This window comes from Kocuria aegyptia (assembly GCF_039530085.1).
GTDB classification, from domain to species: Bacteria; Actinomycetota; Actinomycetes; order Actinomycetales; family Micrococcaceae; genus Kocuria; species Kocuria aegyptia.
In genome coordinates, this window is the sequence record NZ_BAAAOA010000032.1 from 61,549 (window position 1) to 78,254 (window position 16,706).

Genomic DNA, 16,706 nt, shown 5'->3' on the forward strand with positions numbered 1-16,706 from the left:
CGGCCGTGACCGTGCGGCACAGAGCGCCCGGGGTCGTCCCGACGGGCGGGCTCAGACGGCGGCCGCCCGGCGGCCCAGGGCCCGGTAGGTGAAGCCCGCCGCGGTCCAGCGGTCGGGATCGAGCACGTTGCGGCCGTCGAGGATCTGCGGGACGGCGACCAGCGGGTCGAGCTGCTCCGGGGTCATCGTCTTGAACTCGGGCCACTCGGTCAGCAGCACCACGACCTCGGCCCCGGTGACGGCGGCCTCGAGGCAGTCCACGTAGTCCAGCCGGGGATAGCGCTTGGCGGCGTTGGCGTTGGCCTTGGGGTCGTAGACGGCCACCTCGGCGCCGATCGAGTGCAGCCGGGCGGCGATGTCCAGGGCCGGGGAGTCGCGCACGTCGTCGGAGTCCGGCTTGAAGGCCGCCCCGAGCACGGCGACCTGGCGGCCCACCACGGAGCCGCCGAGCATCTGGGTGACCGTCTCCACCGTGTGGCCGCGGCGGCGGACGTTGATGTCGTCGACCTCGGCGAGGAAGCGCACCGACTGCTCGACGCCCAGCTCCGCGGCCCTCGCCCGCAGGGCGCGGATGTCCTTCGGCAGGCAGCCGCCGCCGAAGCCCACGCCGGCGTTGAGGAACTTGCGCCCGATCCGCTCGTCGAGGCCGATCGCGTCGGCCAGGGTGCGGATGTCGCCGCCGACCGCCTCGGTGAGCTCGGACAGGGCGTTGATGAAGGAGATCTTGGTGGCCAGGAAGGCGTTGGCGGCGACCTTGACGAGCTCGGCCGTCTCGTAGTCGGTGACGATCAGCGGGACGCCGGCCTCCAGCTGCCGGGCGTAGACCCGGCGCATCACGGCCTCGGCGGCCGGGTCCTCGGCACCCAGCACCATCCGGTCCGGGGTCAGGGTGTCCTCCACGGCGTAGCCCTCGCGCAGGAACTCGGGGTTCCACACCAGCGCCACGTCCACCCCGTCGCGCGCGGAGGCCTTCGCCAGATCGGCCAGGCGGCGTGCGGAGCCCACGGGGACGGTGGACTTGCCCGCGATCACGCAGTCCTTCGTGGCGGCCGCGGCGATGGAGCCGACGGCGGCGTCGACGTAGCGCATGTCCGCCGCGAAGCTGCCGGGCCGCTGCGGGGTCCCGACCCCGACGAAGTGGACGTCGCCGAAGGCACCGGCCTCCTCGTAGCTCGTGGTGAAGCGCAGCCGGCCGGTGCCCACGTGCTTGCGCAGCAGCTCGCCCAGGCCCGGCTCGTGGAAGGGCAGCTCGCCGCGGGACAGGGCGTCGACCTTCTCCGGGTCCACGTCCAGTCCCAGCACCTCGAAGCCCATCTCCGCCATCGACGCGGCGTGCGTGGCCCCCAGGTAGCCCGTTCCCAGAACCGTGATCCTCATGGACGTCCTCCGTCTCTCCCGGGCCGGGGCCCGTGCTCGATGATGCCTGTCGAATCTTGTCAAAGCGCATGCGCCCAGCGGCGCAGGTGTCAGTCCGGCGCGCCGGTCGGCGGCGGGGATGTGACGTCCGTCTCGGCGAACCACAGGGTGGTCTCCCCGTGCCGCTTCTGCTCGAAGCGGCGCAGGCCGTCCGGCCAGGCGGGCTCCGGGGACCGGGTGGAGCGTTCGACCACCAGCACCCCGCCCTCCCGCAGCCGTCCCACCAGCGGCGCGAGGGCCGCGGCGAGCTCCGCGTCCGGGAGCGGGTAGGGCGGATCGGCCAGCACCAGGTCCCACGGCCCCTCGGCGGGATCCGCGAGGTAGGCGCCGACCGCCCCGTGCCGGACCTGGACGACGTCGTCGCGCCCGAGGGCCCGGTGGACCGTCCCGGCGTTCGCCCGGCAGACCCGTGCCGCCCCCGCGTGCCGCTCCACGAGGGTCACGGCGGCCGCGCCCCGGCTCGCGGCCTCGCAGCCGAGGGCGCCGGAGCCCGCGAAGAGGTCGAGGACCCTGGCGTCCCGGAGCATGCCCCACGCCTCGAGCCGCGCGAAGAGCGACTCCTTGACCCGGTCGGTCGTGGGCCGGGTGTCCCGGCCAGGCACGGACTGCAGGCGCAGTCCTCCGGCCGCCCCGGCGATGATCCTGCTCACGCGTGCTCCTCTCCTGCGCTCGACGGCCCTGCCGGCCGCGGCACAATGTTCTGCGGCACGGGCTCGGGCCGGTCCCGGCTCTGCGGGTCGTGGCTCTGCGGCACGGGGCTCAGCCCCGTTCCAGGAACGCCTCGGCGTCCGGGTCCAGGTAGCGCTCGATGGCCTCGGCCAGCTCCGGGTGCTCGAGCAGCTGCGGGTCCTCGCCGAGGATCGTCACGGCGTCCCGGCGGGCGCGCTCGATGAGCTCCGCGTCGTCGAGGGCCCGCAGCAGGCGCAGGGTCGAGCGGCCCCCGGACTGGGCGGCGCCGAGGATGTCGCCCTCGCGGCGCAGCTCGAGGTCCGCCCGGGCCAGCTCGAAGCCGTCCGTGGAACCGGCCACCACCTCGATCCGCTCCCGCGACGGGTGCTCGGCGGGGCGCCGGGTGACGAGCAGGCACGTCCCGGCGTGCCCACCGCGCCCGATCCGGCCGCGCAGCTGGTGCAGCTGGGAGATGCCGAACCGGTCGGCGTCGACGATGATCATCAGCGTGGCGTTGGGCACGTCCACGCCGACCTCGACCACGGTGGTGCACACCAGCAGCTGCACGCCCCCCGCCGCGAACTCCTCCATGATGCGGGACTTGCGGTCCGTCTCGAGCCGGCCGTGCAGCACCTCGGCGTGCACGCCCGCCAGGGCCGGCTCGGCGGCGACGAGCTCCGCTATCCAGGTGACGGACGCCATCGACGACTCCGACTCCTCGTCGTCGGCGGCCGCGGCGAGGGCCGACTCCGCGAGGGAGGCGTGGGGCGGGGGCTCGTCGTCGTCGCCGATCTTGGGCGCGACGACGTAGACCTGGCGGCCCGCGTCGATCTCCTCCCGGGCGCGCCGCCACAGGCGCCGTTCCCAGCCCGGGTGCTCCACGAGCCCCACGGTGTGGGTGGCGATCGGCTGCCGTCCCGCCGGCAGCTGGTTCAGCACGGAGACGTCCAGGTCCCCGAAGACGGTCATCGCCACGGTCCGCGGGATGGGGGTGGCGGTCATCACGAGCAGGTGCGGGGGCCGCCCGGCCTTGTCCCGCAGCCGGTCGCGCTGCTCGACGCCGAAACGGTGCTGCTCGTCCACCACCACCAGTCCGAGGTCGGCGAACTGGACGACCTCCGAGAGCAGGGCGTGGGTGCCGATGACGATCCCGGCCTCCCCCGACGCGATCCGCAGCAGGGCCCGCTTGCGCGCCGCGGCGCCCATCGACCCCGTGAGGAGCACGACCTGCGTGCCGTCCGGGTCCCCGCCGAGCTGGCCGGCCTGCGCGAGCGGGCCCAGGGAACGGACCACGGAGCCGTGGTGCTGGGCGGCGAGCACCTCCGTGGGGGCCAGCAGCGCGGCCTGCGCACCGGAGTCGACGACCTGCAGCATCGCGCGCAGGGCCACGAGCGTCTTGCCCGAGCCGACGTCGCCCTGGAGCAGGCGGTTCATGGGGTGGGTGCCGGCGAGCTCGGCGGCGAGCTCCTCCCCCACGGCGCGCTGCCCGGCGGTGAGCTCGAACGGCAGCCCGGCGTCGAACCGGGCGAGCATCCCGCCGGGAACGCCCGGGCGGGCGGTGGTGGGGTGCGCGGCGAGCTCGGCGCGGCGGCGGGCCAGGGCGCACTGGAGCAGGAACGCCTCCTGGTAGCGGAACCGGCGGCGCGCCTCCCCGTGGGCACGGGTGTCCCGGGGGCGGTGGACCTGCCAGTACGCCTCCTCGAGCCCCATGAGCCCCTCCCGCTCCCGGATCCCGTCCGGCAGCGGGTCGGGGACCGCCCCGAAGTCCACGACGGGCAGCAGCGAGTGCACGGCGCGGGCGATCTTGTCCGTGGTCAGCTTGGCCGTGGCCGGGTAGATGGGAATGGGCCGGCCCGCGCGCTCCTCGGCGGTCTCACCGGCCTCGGGGGCATCCGGGTCGAGGATCGCGTAGTGCGGGTTGGTCATGGTCACGGCGCCGTTGTACAGCCCGACCTTCCCGGAGAACAGGGCGTGCGTGCCCGGGGGCAGGTCCCGGGCGGCGGTCCAGGCGTTGAAGAAGCTCAGCCGCATCGTCCGGCCCGGGCCCGGGTCGTCGTCGGCGAAGAGCCGCTGCGGGTCGGAGGAGGCGCGGTCGGTGATCACCACGTCCGTGATGGACCCGCGGCGGGAGCGCATCTGCCGGGTGGAGGCGTGCACGACCTCGGCCACGATGGTCACCTGCTGGTCGATGCGCAGCTCCGAGAACGGGGTGAGCTCGCCCCGCGGCATGTACCGGCGGGGGAAGTGGTCGAGCAGCTGCCCGATCGTGGACACCGAGAGCTGCCGGGCCAGCTGGTCGGCCGTGGTGCGGCCCAGCAGCCGGGCCAGCGGCTGGTCGAGCTCGGGGACCGGGTCGGGGAACGCCCGGCCGCCGTGGGATCGGGTCATCTCAGGGGTGCCTCATCCGTCCGCCTCCGAGAGGGAGGTGACCGTGAGATTGACGGCCTTGCCGCGGGCGCCGATCACCGTGAGGGCGTCCTCGGGCCGCGGCACGTGGACGTGGACGCGCCACCGGTAGCCGTCCCCCGTCTCGGTCACCGCGCTCATGATCACGCTGGTGCCCACCTCGCTGAGCTCGTGGCGCAGCTCCGCGGCGTCCAGCGGAGTCAGCTCCACGGTGCACATCACCTCCACCCCGCCGTGCACGGCGTGCGGGGCGTCCTGGGCGCGGGCGGCCCGGGCCTCGGCGGCGTCGATCAGCGCGTCGAGGGCTTTCTCGTCGCCGGCGTCGTCACCGCCCACGGTGCGGGCCAGCGCGTCGAAGACCACCAGCATGCCGAGCGCGCCGGCGTCGACGGTGCCGGTCTCCCGGAGGATCTCGAGCTGGTCCGGGGTCACGAGGACCGCGGCGCGGGCGGCGGTGCTGACACCGGCCAGGAACTCCTTCAGCTGCTGGTTGGACCCCTCCTCCACGCCCTGCGGCACGGGCACGGCGGCGGCCGCCTCCAGGACGGAGAGCATGGTCCCGTCCACGGGGTCGGTCAGGACGCTCCAGGCGCGCACGTGACCGGCGTGGAGGGCCAGCCGCACGGACTCGGCGGTCATCCTCGTGCTCCCCTCGAGGGAGCGGCCCACGGCCGTGAGAAAGACGGAGAACAGGGTGCCCGAGTTGCCGCGGGCCTCCTCGAGGGCGGCCTGCCCGGCGAGGGAGAGCAGCTCCCCGACGTCGCCGGTCTCGAGCACGGCGGCGGCCTCGGCGGCGGCGCGCACGGTGGTGGCGAGGTTGGTCCCGGTGTCGGCGTCCGCGACCGGGAAGACGTTGAGGGCGTTCAGGACGGGGCTGTGGCGCACGAGATCACGGTGGGCCAGGTCGAGCCACCGCCGCATGACGGCCGCGTTCGATCCGATCCTATGGTTCAAAGTGATCCCATCCTTCGCCGACCGGGTGCCCGAGAGCGAGGTGCGGCGCTCGTCCGTCGACCAGCACCCGGGGCAGGGTGTCGTCGTGCGCGGGGGGTGCGGGCGCACACGAGCCTATCGCACGGAACATGCCGGGCAGCGGCGTGCCCCGGGGGAACACGGCGAGCAGCCCGTGGTCCTCGCCCCCGGTCAGCACCCAGTCGCGGGGGTCCGCCCCGAGGAGCCGGGCGGCCGGGCGGAGCGGCTGGGCGAGGTCGGCCACGGCCGCGCCGTCGAGGTCGACGACGACGCCGCTGGCGGCGGCGACCCTCCCGGCGTCGCGGAGCAGGCCGTCGGAGAGGTCGATCATCGCGGTGGCCCCGGCGCGGGCGGCCGCGGGCCCGGCGGGCACGGGCGCGCACGGCCGCAGCTGCGCGGCCGCGAGCCCGTCCAGGAGCTCGTCCTGGCCGGGCCGGTAGCGGCGGTCCTCGAGCAGCGCCACGCCCGCGGCCGCCCGCCCGGTGGTCCCGGCGAGCGCGACCGTGCCGCCTTCCCCCGCCCCGGACCGGCGCACCGGGTCCCGGCCCTCGAGGTCGCCCGTCACCGTGGCCGTGACCGACAGCTCCCGGCCGGCGCCCAGGTCCCCGCCGACCACGGCGCAGCGGTCCGCGCCCATGGCCTCGAACCCGTCGACGAGGCCGCGGGCGAAGTCCTGGGGCCAGGACACGGGCGTCCCGGGCGGCAGCGTGAGCGAGACGACGACGGCCGAGGGGACGGCGCCCATCGCGGCGACGTCGGCGAGGTTCTGCGCCGCGCACTTCACGCCGGTGTCGTAGCCGGTGGTGACCGCGCCGCCGGGCCAGGCGAGCCGGAAGTCCTGGTCCTGCACCTGGGTGTCCGTGGTGATCACGTACCGCCCGTCCGGGGCCGCGACCACGGCGCAGTCGTCGCCGGGGCCGAGCAGCACCTGGTCCGCCCCGGCAGGCGCGGCGGCGGGCCGCAGGAGCAGCGGGAGCACGCGCTCGAGCAGCTCGGCCTCGGAGAGCTCCCCGACGGTGGGCACCGGCCCAGGCGGGGCGTCGGGCACGAGGGGCTGCTCCGCTGGGGGTCGGGTCATGGCGCTCATCCTAACGAGGGCCCCGGACGCGGGAACGGAGCCGCCCGAGGATTACGCTGGGGGCATGCCCTCGTCCTCCCTGTCCCGATCCGCCCGTGCCGTGCTCGGGGCGGGCGCCCTGGTGGCGGTCCTGACGGGGTGCTCCCCCGCCGTCACCGTGGACCCCGCCGAGAACGCCGCCGACCCCGGGTGCGCCCCGGCGATGCTGGCCATGCCGGAGACCGTCGGCGAGCACGACCGGCGGGAGACCACGAGCCAGGCCACCACGGCCTACGGCGAGCCCACGGCGGCGGTCGTGCGGTGCGGGGTGACACCGCCGGGGCCCACCACGGACGCCTGCTCCTCCGTCAACGCCGTCGACTGGCTGATCCGCCAGGACGAGGACGGGAGCACGTGGACCGCCACGACCTACGGCCGGGACCCGGCGGTCGAGGTGGTCTTCGACAGCGCCGCCGTGGCCTCCTCCACCCTGCTCGTGGAGCTGGGCTCCGCGGTGGAGCAGATCCCCGCCGAGCGCCGCTGCCTGGACCTCCAGGACACCGTGGAGGGGCTCTGACCCGCAGGCGGGCCGGAGGCCGCCGTGACCTCCGCCGCGGCGGCCCGGGGGCTCGGGAATAGGCCCATGCCCCGCCGGGTTGTGGCGTGGACACGCACGCGACCGCACCACGCCCAGAAGGAGGCACATCCGTGGCAACCGATTACGACGAGCCCCGCGTCAAGCCCGAGGACGAGCCCGCCAACGAGTCCCTCGAGGTGATCCAGGCGCAGCGCAGCGCCACCGCGCAGAGCCCGGCGATCGACGTCGACGACTCGGACACGGCGGAGGGCATCGACCTGCCCGGGGCGGATCTGTCCCAGGAGGAGCTCCTGATCCAGGTGGTGCCCGAGCAGGACGACGAGTTCACCTGCATGTCCTGCTTCCTGGTCCGCCACCGCAGCCAGCTCGCCCGCGAGAAGGACGGCGTCCGGTACTGCATCGAGTGCGAGGGCTGAGACCTCCGGCCCGGGCGCGCCCGGTCACTCGTGGCGCAGGGAGGCGATGGGATCCTTCCGCGCGGCCCGGACGGCGGGGATCGTCCCGGCCAGGAACGCGATCCCCATCACCGAGAGCACGATCAGTGCCACCCGCCACGACTCGAACGCGAACAGCGACAGCCCCGGCAGCCCGGACAGGAACCCGTCGGCCAGCGCGCCGCTGAGGACCGACCCGCCGACGACACCCGTGACGGCGCCGACGACCGCCCCGAGGAACCCGATGAAGACGGCCTCGAGGGAGAACAGGCCGAAGACCCTGCCCCCGCTCATGCCCATGGCCTTCATCAGGCCGATCTCGCGGGTCCGCTCCTGCACCGACATGAGCAGGGTGTTGACGATGCCGAGCCCGGCGGCCACGAGCGCGATGACCGCGCAGGCGTTGAGGATCCACACGATGGCGTTGATGACGGTGCGGAACATGCCGAGCTGGTCCTCCACCGTCAGCCCGAGCATGTCCTGGTCCTCCAGGCGGGCCTGGATCCCGGGGGCCAGCGCCATGTCCTCGACCGTGACCGTGGCCATCGCGAAGCTCTCGGGGACCTCCTCGGGGGCGCCGCTGACCTGGTAGTCGTAGAGCCGCTCGTTGAAGGAGTCCGACGGGATGGGGTTCAGGGAGGTCCCGACGAGGCTGGCCTGAGTCACGCCGGAGATCGTGGCCGGGAACGCCCGGTCCTGCTCTGCCATGTTGGTCATCACCACGTCGACGCGGCCTCCGACGGCCTCTCCCGCGGAGGAGAAGCCCAGGTCGGCGACCCAGCTTTCGGGGACCGCGATCTCGTCCCGCCCGGTGGCCGGTGCTCCGCCGGCCACCATCTGCAGGCCCACGGCGTCCACGGGGATCCCCGGGGAGAGCTGGTAGCGGCCGCCGTCGGCGGCCTCCAGGTAGGTGGGGGCCACGGAGTACATGGGCTTCACCGACCGCACCCCGTCGATCTCCTCGATGGCCTCGATGTCCTCGGGCGTCAGCCCCTCGAAGGACACCCCGAACCCCGTCCGGATCCGGGTGGTGTCCGGATCGTACTCCCGGGGACCCGAGGTCGAGGACAGCTCGATGAGGGGCTGCGACTTCTGGACGTAGAGGGCGTCGGAGTCGCCGAACGCCGCCACGGTGTCGTCGATGTACCGGTTCACGCCCGTGCCCATGCCGGACGTGAGGGTCAGGGCGAACGCACCGATGAAGACGGCGAGCACGGTCAGGGTGGCGCGGATCCTGGCGCGCCGGGTGTTGGCGACCGCGGAGCCGAGCAGGTCGGGCCATCTCACCGGGCGCCCCCGGCCGCTGCGACGACGACCTCGTCGCCCGTCCCGCCGTCGCCCGTCCCGCCGTCACCCGTCCCGCCGTCGGCGGCAGGGGCGGGGGCGTCCACGACGAGACCGTCGTGCAGGTGCACCTGGCGGCCGCAGCGCCGGGCGAGGTCCTCGTCGTGGGTGACGACGACCAGGGTGATGCCGCGCTCCCGGTGGAGGTCGAACAGGAGGTCCTGGACCGCCGCACCGGTGGCCGAGTCGAGGTTGCCCGTCGGCTCGTCCGCGAAGATCACGCACGGGTCGTTGACCAGGGCGCGGGCGATCGCGACCCTCTGCTTCTGCCCGCCCGACAAGTCGGTGGCGCGGCTGGCGGCCTTCTCCGCCACGTCCAGGCGCTCCAGCACGTCCAGGGCCCGGCGCCGGCGCGCGGCCGGACGGACACCGGCAATCCGCAGGGGCAGGACCACGTTCTCCAGGACCGTCTGGTCCGGGGTCAGGTAGAACTGCTGGAACACGAAACCGAACGCGGCGTTGCGCGTCTCGTTGAGCTCACGGGCGGTCATCGACGCCGCCGGCCTGCCGTCCAGGGACACCGTGCCGTGGGTCGGCGCGTCGAGCAGCGCGAGCAGGTGCATCAGCGTCGACTTGCCGGAACCGGACTTCCCGACGACGGCCACGGACTCCCCGTGCCGGATCCGCAGATCCACGCCGCGCAGCGCGGCGAAGCGGGTGTCCCCCCGGCCATAGATCTTGATCAGGTTCTCGGCCTCGAGCACCGCGGACGTCATCGGATTCCCCCCTGTCGGAGCGCCCGTCCCCCCGGACGGCCGCCGCGGGACCACGTCCCTCCCCCATCATGTGCACCAGCTAACGGCAGTGGCGACCCGATCCGTGTCCCCACTAGTGCTGTCCCGCGGCGGCACGACCGGGGATCGTCCGGCGCCGGCATCCCCGGACCACCGGCCGGGACGGGCCCTGCGGAGGTCTCCGCGGCCGGCGCGGGGCGTCCGACTCCTCCCGTCACGTAGCAGTTCGCCCTTGCTAATGCCGGCTGGTGGACGATAGTTAACAGCACAGCTGTTCTTCGGCAGGGGTTCCGGCCCCGGGGGCGGACGCACGGTCCGTCCGGGCCGAACGACGAGCCGCACGGCGTGCCGGGGGTCCGTCCGCGCGGGGGCGCGGAAACGATCCCGGTGGGACCGTGCGGCGTGCTGGCGGTCCTGGGGTGGGCCCGGGCCGACGACGGGATACAGGAGACACATCGACATGACAACTACGAGAAGACTGGCTGTTGCCGGTGCCTCGGCGAGCGTGCTGGTGGGGGGCCTGTTCCTGGGCGTCCCGTCGGCCGTCGCCGCACCGGGCGACGCCCCGCCGGTCGACGCCCCACCGGGCGCGGCCGCATCCGCCGAGGGGGCCGGCGCCGTGGTGGAGCTGCCGGCCGCGGTGCCCGCGGACGTCCCGGCCGCCGCGCTCCTGGGCGCCGAGGCGGCTCCGCCGGCGGAGGCCCCGGTCCCCGGGCCGGCACCGGTCGTCGCCGACGTGGCCGCGCCCGACCTGCCGGCCCCGCCACCCGCGGACGTCCCGGCCGCCGCGCCTGCGGACGTCCCGGCGGCCGCGGTGGTCCCGCCGGCACCGGCGGAGGCCCCGGCCCCGTTCGTCGCCGACGTGGCGCCGGAGGCACCGGCGCCGGCCGACGCGGCACCCGTCGCGCCGGCCGGGTCCGCGGTCCAGCAGGCCGCGGTCCCCGAGCTCGCGCCCCAGGAGGTCGCGGGGGCCGCGAACCCGGGGCTCAACGTGGACACGCGCCTCACCGCCGCCCCGCTGGGGCAGTCGGCCGGGGCCGGGGTGATCGTGGGCCTGCTCGCGGTGGCCGTGGCCCTTCCCGGGGCGCTCGCGCTCCGGGCCCGGCGGCTCGGGCGCAGCACCACCTGAGCCGCGTGCCGTGCCGGTGGCGCCCACGGGGCGGCACCGGCACGGCACCGTGCCCGGTGCGACCGCACCGGGCGGCAGGACCCGGCCGAGCGGCCCGGGACGGGACGACAGGGCGGCGCCACCGGACATGGACCGGACAGGGCGGTCCAGGACGGGCCCGAGTTCCGGGACGGCCCCGGCGCACCCGGAACGAGGAGGACGGCACAGCATGGCAACGAGCACCGTGGCGGGACCACCGCGCTCCGGCCGGGCCCCGGAGCGGGATCCGCTGGCCCGGCGCGCGGCCGTGCTGACGCTGTGCGCCGCCCTGCTGTGGGTCGCGCTGATGAACCAGTGGTTCCTCGCGCAGACCTTCCTGGGGCACGTGCCCTCCGCGGCGTCGCCGCTGCGCCTGAGCATCGACTCGGCCGGCTTCGACGCCGACGTGCTGCCCTACGACCCGACGGACGAGGACCTCGCGGACGGCTCGCTCGTGCCGCCGCAGACCTACAGCGGCTACCGGCTCACGCCGTACGGGATGCCGGGCGAGGGGTCGACGAACACCACGTACATCGCCGGGCACAGCTACGACAAGGTGGAGCTGCCCTTCAACAAGCTGAGCGACCCCGCCCTGGTCGGCGAGGAGCTCGAGGTCGAGACCGTGGACGGGACCCTGGACTACGTGGTGGACTCGGTGACCACCTACGAGAAGGACACGCTCAAGGACAGCGACATCTGGCGGGTCGTGCCGAACCGCATCGTGCTCATCAGCTGCTACACCCAGGACGCGGTCGGCAAGAACGTCGTCGTCACCGCGTCGCCCGCTTCCTGAGCCGCGGGCACGCCTGCGCCCCCGGCTCGGGCCGGCGGCTCAGCGCAGCCCCACCGGCCGTTCCAGGGCGAGGCCCAGGAGCTCGTCGATCAGCTCCGCGTAGTCGAGGCCGGACGCAGCCCACATCCGCGGGTACATCGAGATCGGCGTGAACCCCGGCATCGTGTTGATCTCGTTGATGACCACCCGGCCGTCGGGGGTGTAGAAGAAGTCGGCGCGGCACAGGCCCTCCCCGTCCAGCGCCTCGAAGGCGGTCACGGCGTTGCGGCGGATCGTCCCGATCGCCTCCTGCGGCAGGTCCGCGGGGCAGCTGAGCCTCGCGGAGGCCTGCGAGACGTACTTCGCCTCGAAGTCGTAGAACGCGTGCTCGTCGACGATCTCGATCTCGCCCGGCATGGAGGTCCGGGCGGCGCCGGTCCCGCGGCCCTGGAGGACGGCGCACTCGATCTCCCGGCCCACGATCCCCGCCTCGACCACGAGCTTGCGGTCGTGCTCGCGGGCGGTCTCGATCGCGGCGTCCAGCTCCTCGGCGCAGTCCACCTTCGTGATGCCGAAGGAGGACCCCGCGCGGGCGGGCTTGACGAAGACGGGGAAGCCCAGCGCGGCGATGCGCTCGCGCACGCCCCGGGGGTCGAGGGCCCACTGCCGGTCGGTCACCACGGTGTAGGGGCCCACCGCCAGTCCCGCCGCCTCGAAGGCGAGCTTCATGAAGTGCTTGTCCATGCCCACCGCGGAGGCGGTGACGCCGCAGCCCACGTAGCGCAGGTCCGCGAGCTCGAGCAGGCCCTGCAGGGTGCCGTCCTCGCCGAACGGGCCGTGCAGCAGGGGCAGCACCACGTCGATGTGCCGGTCCCGGCTGACGGTCTGCCCGCAGGGGCCGTCCTGGCGCACGATGAGCTCGCTCTCCCCGACCTTCAGCGGCAGGCTCACGAGCTCGTCGCCCACGGGCAGCTCGGCGATCGGGTTCGCGTCCAGCAGGGCCTCCAGCTCCTCCTGCGGGCAGAGGAACCACTCGCCGGAGGTGGCGATGCCGACGGTCACCACGTCCCACTTCTCCCGGTCGATGGCGCGCAGCACCCCGCGCGCCGTGATGAGGGAGATGGAGTGCTCGCTGGAGCGTCCGCCGAACAGCACGGCGACGCAGGGGCGGGGGGTCATGGGGCGGTCCCTTCGGATTTGATCTCTCGGCCCAGCAGCAGCGGGGCGACGTCGTCGATGGTGATCTCCTCGCGGAGGATGTCCACGACGGCCCCGGTGATGGGCATGTCGACGCCGTGGCGGCGGGCCAGGGCGAGCACGGCCGGGGCGGACTTGATGCCCTCCGCGGTCTGCGTCATCTCCTCCTGGACCTCCCCGGGGGTGAGGCCCAGGCCGAGGAGCCGGCCCGCGGTGCGGTTGCGGGACAGCGGTGAGGAGCAGGTGGCCACGAGGTCCCCCAGCCCGGCGAGACCGGAGAGGGTCTCGAGCCGGCCGCCGAGGGCGAGCGCGAGCCGGGTGGTCTCGGCCAGCCCGCGGGTGATGATGGAGGCCTTCGAGTTCTCCCCGAAGTGGCGGCCGTCGGCGATGCCCACGCCGAGGGCGATGACGTTCTTGACGACGCCGCCGATCTCGGTGCCCACCACGTCCGTGTTCGTGTAGGGACGGAAGTAGCGGGTCCGGCAGGCGTGCGCCACCCAGGTGGCCAGCTCCGTGGCCGGACCGGCCACGACGGAGGCCGTGGGCTGCTCCTCGGCGATCTCCATGGCCAGGTTGGGCCCGGAGAGCACGCACGTGCGCTCCCGCCAGTGCTGGGAGCCCAGGCCGGTGTCCCGTCCCAGCTCCTCGGCGACCACCTCGCTCATCCGCATCCCCGTGTCCCGCTCGAGACCCTTGGCGAGGGACAGCACCACGGCGTCCCGTTCGAGGTGCCCTGCCACGGCGGCCAGCTGGGCCCGCAGCGACTGGGCGGGCAGGGCGAGGACCACGAGGTCCGCCCCGCGCACGGCGGCGACCAGGTCGGCGGTGATCTCGAGGCGCTCGGGCAGCCGGATGCCGGGGACGTAGCGGTCGTTGACGCGGGTGCGCGCGGTGTGGTCCATCGCGGTGGCGCTGCGTCCCCACAGCGCCACGGTCCGCCCGATCGGCTCGGCGCGGGCGTGCGCGGACTCCCGGGCGCTGTCGGCGAGGATCTTGGCGAAGGTCGTGCCCCAGGACCCGGCACCGAGGACGGCGATCCGGCGCGGCCCGGCCACGGGCAGGCCGCCGGGGAGCGCTGTGGTCGTCCCGGGCCGCGTCACAGGCCGACTCCTCGGCGGCGGTCCCGGAGGGCGGCGGGCGCGTCCGTCCCGCGCAGCACCGCGAGCTCCCGGGCCACGGCGTGCATGACGGCGTCGGTGGCCTCCTCGAGCCGTGCCGCGTGCCGGCCCACCGGGCGGGTCAGGTCGGGGACGTCGTCCCGCCACGGTGAGAGGTCCACCGGCGGCCCGATCCGCACGCGCACGTCCTTGCGGGGGAAGAGACTGACCGTGCGCCGGCCGGTGGAGCGGTCGTGGTCGAGGATCTCCTGGTCCCCCCAGTGCGCGACGGGGACCACCGGGACCCCGGTGGCCAGGGCCAGCCGCACGGCGCCGGTGTGCCCGGTCATCGGCCAGCGGTCGGGGTCGTGGGTGAGGGTCCCCTCGGGATAGATCACCACGGCGCCGCCCGAGGCGAGCTCCGCGCGGGCGGCCGTGAGCGCCGCCGCGGCGTCGGCCGTGCCGCGCAGCACGGGGACCTGGCCCGTGGCCCGGAGCACCGCCCCGACCCCGGGGGCGCGGAACAGCGACTCCTTCGCCAGGAACCGCGGCATGATCCCGTTGTCGTAGAGCGTGATGGCGACCGTCAGGGGATCGAGCTCGGTGAGGTGGTTGGGCACCACGATGAACCCTCCCCCGGGCGGCAGGTGCCGCTCCCCCGTCCAGCGCAGCCGGGCCACCAGCCGGTAGGCCGGCTTGACGGCGCCCGCGAGCACGCGGAACAGGCGGCGGTTCGAGGTGCGGCTCATCGGCGGGCCCGGCTCACTCGCCGTCGAGCTCGAACGAGGCCCCGAGCCCCGCCAGCTTGTCGGTGAAGTGCTCGTAGCCGCGCTTGATCAGCTCGACGCCCGTGACGTGGGAAACCCCCTCGGCCGCCATGGCGGCGATCAGGTGGGAGAAGCCGCCGCGCAGGTCGGGGATGTTGATCTCGGACGCCTGCAGCGGGGTCGGCCCGGAGATCACGGCCGAGTGCACGAAGTTGCGCTGCCCGAAGCGGCACGGCACGGAGCCCAGGCACTCGCGGTGCAGCTGGATCGTGGCCCCCATCCGGTTGAGGGCCCCGGTGAAGCCGAAGCGGTTCTCGTAGACGGTCTCGTGGACGATGGACACGCCCTTGGCCTGGGTGAGGGCGACGACGAGCGGCTGCTGCCAGTCGGTCATGAACCCCGGGTGGACGTCGGTCTCCACGATGAGCGGATTGAGGTCCCCGCCGGGGTGGTAGAAGCGGATGCCGTCCTCGGTGATGTCCAGGCCGCCGCCGATCTTCCGGAACGTGTTGAGGAACGTCATCATGTCGGACTGCCGGGCCCCGGCCACGAAGATGTCGCCGCCGGTGGCGAGCGCGGCCGAGCCCCAGGAGGCGGCCTCGATGCGGTCGGGCATGGCCCGGTGCCGGTAGCCGGTGAGCTCGGGAACGCCCTCGATGCGGATCACCCGGTCGGTCTGGACGGTGATGATGGCGCCCATCTTCTGCAGGATCGCGATCAGGTCCATGATCTCCGGCTCGGTGGCCGCGCCGCGCAGCTCGGTGTGACCGTCGGCCCGGGTGGCGGTGAGCAGCACCTGCTCGGTCGCGCCGACCGAGGGGTAGGGCAGCTCGACCTTGGCGCCGTGCAGGCCGTGCGGGGCGCTCATCCGGATCCCCGACTCGAGCTTCTCGACCCGGGCGCCGAAGTGGCGCAGCACGTCGAGGTGGTAGTTGATGGGCCGGTCACCGATCTTGCACCCGCCGAGGTCGGGGATGAACGCCTCGCCGATGGCGTGCAGCAGGGGCCCGCACAGCAGGATCGGGATCCGGGAGTCCCCGGCGTGGGCGTCGATGTCCGCGTGCCGCGCCGTGGTGACGTTGCTGGGGTCCAGGGCCAGCCGGCCGTCCTCGCGCCCCACGTCGACCCCATGCAGCGCCAGCAGGTTGGTGACGACCTGGACGTCCTTGATCTCGGGCACGTTCGCCAGGACGGACGGTGTCGAGCCCAGGAGGGCAGCCACCATGGCCTTGGGGACGAGGTTCTTGGCACCTCGCACGGTGACCTGCCCGGACAGGGGGATCCCGCCCGTGATGTGCAGTGCGCTGCTCATGACCTTCCGATCTGCTGTTGCCGGGCCGCCCCCGAGCGGGAGCGGCACCCGTACAGTGTAGGTTCCCCGGCGCGGGCCCTCGCACAGGGACGGGCGTCGTGCGTGTCCGGGACAGCACGACGGCCCGGCGGGCCGCAGGGGCTCCGCCGGGCCGTGCCGGGCGTGTCGGGGTCAGGTGCGGGCGGGCAGCGTGGTCGGCTTGAACGCGGGACGGGCGGCCTCGAACGCGACGATGTCCTCCTCGCGCTGGAGGGTGAGGCCGATGTCGTCCAGGCCCTCCATGAGCCGCCAGCGCGTGTAGTCGTCGATGGAGAACGGCACGGTGACCGTGTCGCATGTCACGGTGCGGGACTCGAGGTCGACCTCGATCTCGGTGCCGGGGTGCTCCTCGATCAGCTTCCACAGCAGCTCGACGTCCGCCTGGTCCACCTGCGCGGCGAGCAGGCCCTGCTTGCCCGAGTTGCCGCGGAAGATGTCCGCGAACCGCGAGGAGATGACGACCTGGAAGCCGTAGTCGCGCAGCGCCCACACCGCGTGCTCGCGGGAGGAGCCGGTGCCGAAGTCGGGCCCGGCCACCAGCACGGAGCCGTGCCGGTAGGGCTCCTGGTTGAGCACGAACTCCTCGTTCTTGCGCCAGGCGGCGAACAGGGCGTCCTCGAACCCGGTCTTGGTGATCCGCTTGAGGTAGACGGCCGGGATGATCTGGTCGGTGTCCACGTTGGACTGGCGCAGCGGGACGCCGACACCCCGGTGGGTGGTGAACTTCTCCATGGCAGGACCTTTC

At 74.2% G+C, this 16,706-nt stretch carries 16 protein-coding genes; 4 read left to right on the top strand and 12 right to left on the bottom strand.

What is annotated here, in order from left to right:
* Positions 1 to 51: 51 nt before the first annotated feature.
* From ABD220_RS13170 to thiL, 5 genes are all read right to left on the bottom strand, one after another.
* On the bottom strand, positions 52 to 1,377 hold the full coding sequence (locus tag ABD220_RS13170; protein WP_344123278.1) for a UDP-glucose dehydrogenase family protein: 1,326 nt from the start codon (positions 1,375 to 1,377) through the stop codon (positions 52 to 54).
* Positions 1,378 to 1,466: 89 nt separating this feature from the next.
* A complete protein-coding gene (rsmD, locus tag ABD220_RS13175; RefSeq protein WP_344123280.1) occupies positions 1,467 to 2,066 on the bottom strand; it encodes a 16S rRNA (guanine(966)-N(2))-methyltransferase RsmD in 600 nt (199 codons plus the stop codon).
* A 109-nt stretch (positions 2,067 to 2,175) separates the two neighbouring features.
* Positions 2,176 to 4,473 (bottom strand): ATP-dependent DNA helicase RecG, encoded by a 2,298-nt coding sequence (locus tag ABD220_RS13180; protein ID WP_344123282.1) that lies wholly within the window; start codon positions 4,471 to 4,473, stop codon positions 2,176 to 2,178.
* 12 nt (positions 4,474 to 4,485) lie between these two features.
* A complete protein-coding gene (locus ABD220_RS13185; protein ID WP_344123284.1) occupies positions 4,486 to 5,445 on the bottom strand; it encodes a DAK2 domain-containing protein in 960 nt (319 codons plus the stop codon).
* The gene (thiL, locus tag ABD220_RS13190; RefSeq protein WP_344123285.1) at positions 5,435 to 6,541 is read right to left on the bottom strand and encodes a thiamine-phosphate kinase; all 1,107 of its coding nucleotides are present in this window, start codon (positions 6,539 to 6,541) and stop codon (positions 5,435 to 5,437) included. The genes ABD220_RS13185 and thiL overlap by 11 nt, the downstream gene beginning before the upstream one ends.
* Positions 6,542 to 6,605: 64 nt before the next feature.
* Between thiL and ABD220_RS13195 the strand changes: the two genes are divergently transcribed.
* Positions 6,606 to 7,097 (top strand): DUF3515 family protein, encoded by a 492-nt coding sequence (locus ABD220_RS13195; protein WP_344123287.1) that lies wholly within the window; start codon positions 6,606 to 6,608, stop codon positions 7,095 to 7,097.
* A gap of 131 nt (positions 7,098 to 7,228) precedes the next feature.
* Positions 7,229 to 7,534, top strand: a complete 306-nt coding sequence (locus ABD220_RS13200) for a DUF4193 domain-containing protein (protein ID WP_344123289.1) — start codon at positions 7,229 to 7,231, stop codon at positions 7,532 to 7,534.
* A 24-nt stretch (positions 7,535 to 7,558) separates the two neighbouring features.
* Here the strand turns inward: ABD220_RS13200 and ABD220_RS13205 are convergent, their stop codons facing one another.
* Positions 7,559 to 8,839 (bottom strand): ABC transporter permease, encoded by a 1,281-nt coding sequence (locus ABD220_RS13205; protein WP_344123291.1) that lies wholly within the window; start codon positions 8,837 to 8,839, stop codon positions 7,559 to 7,561.
* Positions 8,836 to 9,612: an ABC transporter ATP-binding protein gene (locus ABD220_RS13210; RefSeq protein WP_344123293.1), complete on the bottom strand. Its 777-nt coding sequence runs from the start codon at positions 9,610 to 9,612 to the stop codon at positions 8,836 to 8,838. Before ABD220_RS13210 ends, ABD220_RS13205 begins: the two co-directional genes overlap by 4 nt.
* A gap of 478 nt (positions 9,613 to 10,090) precedes the next feature.
* On the opposite strand from ABD220_RS13210, the gene ABD220_RS13215 reads away from it, so the two are divergent.
* Together ABD220_RS13215 and ABD220_RS13220 are read left to right on the top strand one after the other, a co-directional pair.
* A complete protein-coding gene (locus ABD220_RS13215) occupies positions 10,091 to 10,759 on the top strand; it encodes a hypothetical protein (RefSeq protein WP_344123294.1) in 669 nt (222 codons plus the stop codon).
* Between the two features lie 208 nt (positions 10,760 to 10,967).
* The gene (locus ABD220_RS13220; protein WP_344123296.1) at positions 10,968 to 11,570 is read left to right on the top strand and encodes a class F sortase; all 603 of its coding nucleotides are present in this window, start codon (positions 10,968 to 10,970) and stop codon (positions 11,568 to 11,570) included.
* Positions 11,571 to 11,609: 39 nt separating this feature from the next.
* Here ABD220_RS13220 and ABD220_RS13225 read toward each other — a convergent pair whose 3' ends face one another.
* From ABD220_RS13225 to leuD, 5 genes are all read right to left on the bottom strand, one after another.
* Complete coding sequence (locus tag ABD220_RS13225) at positions 11,610 to 12,728, bottom strand: D-alanine--D-alanine ligase family protein (RefSeq protein WP_344123297.1); 1,119 nt, start codon at positions 12,726 to 12,728, stop codon at positions 11,610 to 11,612.
* Positions 12,725 to 13,846 (bottom strand): NAD(P)H-dependent glycerol-3-phosphate dehydrogenase, encoded by a 1,122-nt coding sequence (locus ABD220_RS13230; protein WP_344123299.1) that lies wholly within the window; start codon positions 13,844 to 13,846, stop codon positions 12,725 to 12,727. Before ABD220_RS13230 ends, ABD220_RS13225 begins: the two co-directional genes overlap by 4 nt.
* On the bottom strand, positions 13,843 to 14,592 hold the full coding sequence (locus ABD220_RS13235) for a lysophospholipid acyltransferase family protein (protein ID WP_344123301.1): 750 nt from the start codon (positions 14,590 to 14,592) through the stop codon (positions 13,843 to 13,845). The genes ABD220_RS13230 and ABD220_RS13235 overlap by 4 nt, the downstream gene beginning before the upstream one ends.
* A 13-nt stretch (positions 14,593 to 14,605) precedes the next feature.
* Complete coding sequence (gene murA, locus ABD220_RS13240; RefSeq protein WP_344123303.1) at positions 14,606 to 15,922, bottom strand: UDP-N-acetylglucosamine 1-carboxyvinyltransferase; 1,317 nt, start codon at positions 15,920 to 15,922, stop codon at positions 14,606 to 14,608.
* A gap of 171 nt (positions 15,923 to 16,093) precedes the next feature.
* Positions 16,094 to 16,693: a 3-isopropylmalate dehydratase small subunit gene (leuD, locus tag ABD220_RS13245; protein WP_344123305.1), complete on the bottom strand. Its 600-nt coding sequence runs from the start codon at positions 16,691 to 16,693 to the stop codon at positions 16,094 to 16,096.
* Positions 16,694 to 16,706 lie beyond the last annotated feature (13 nt).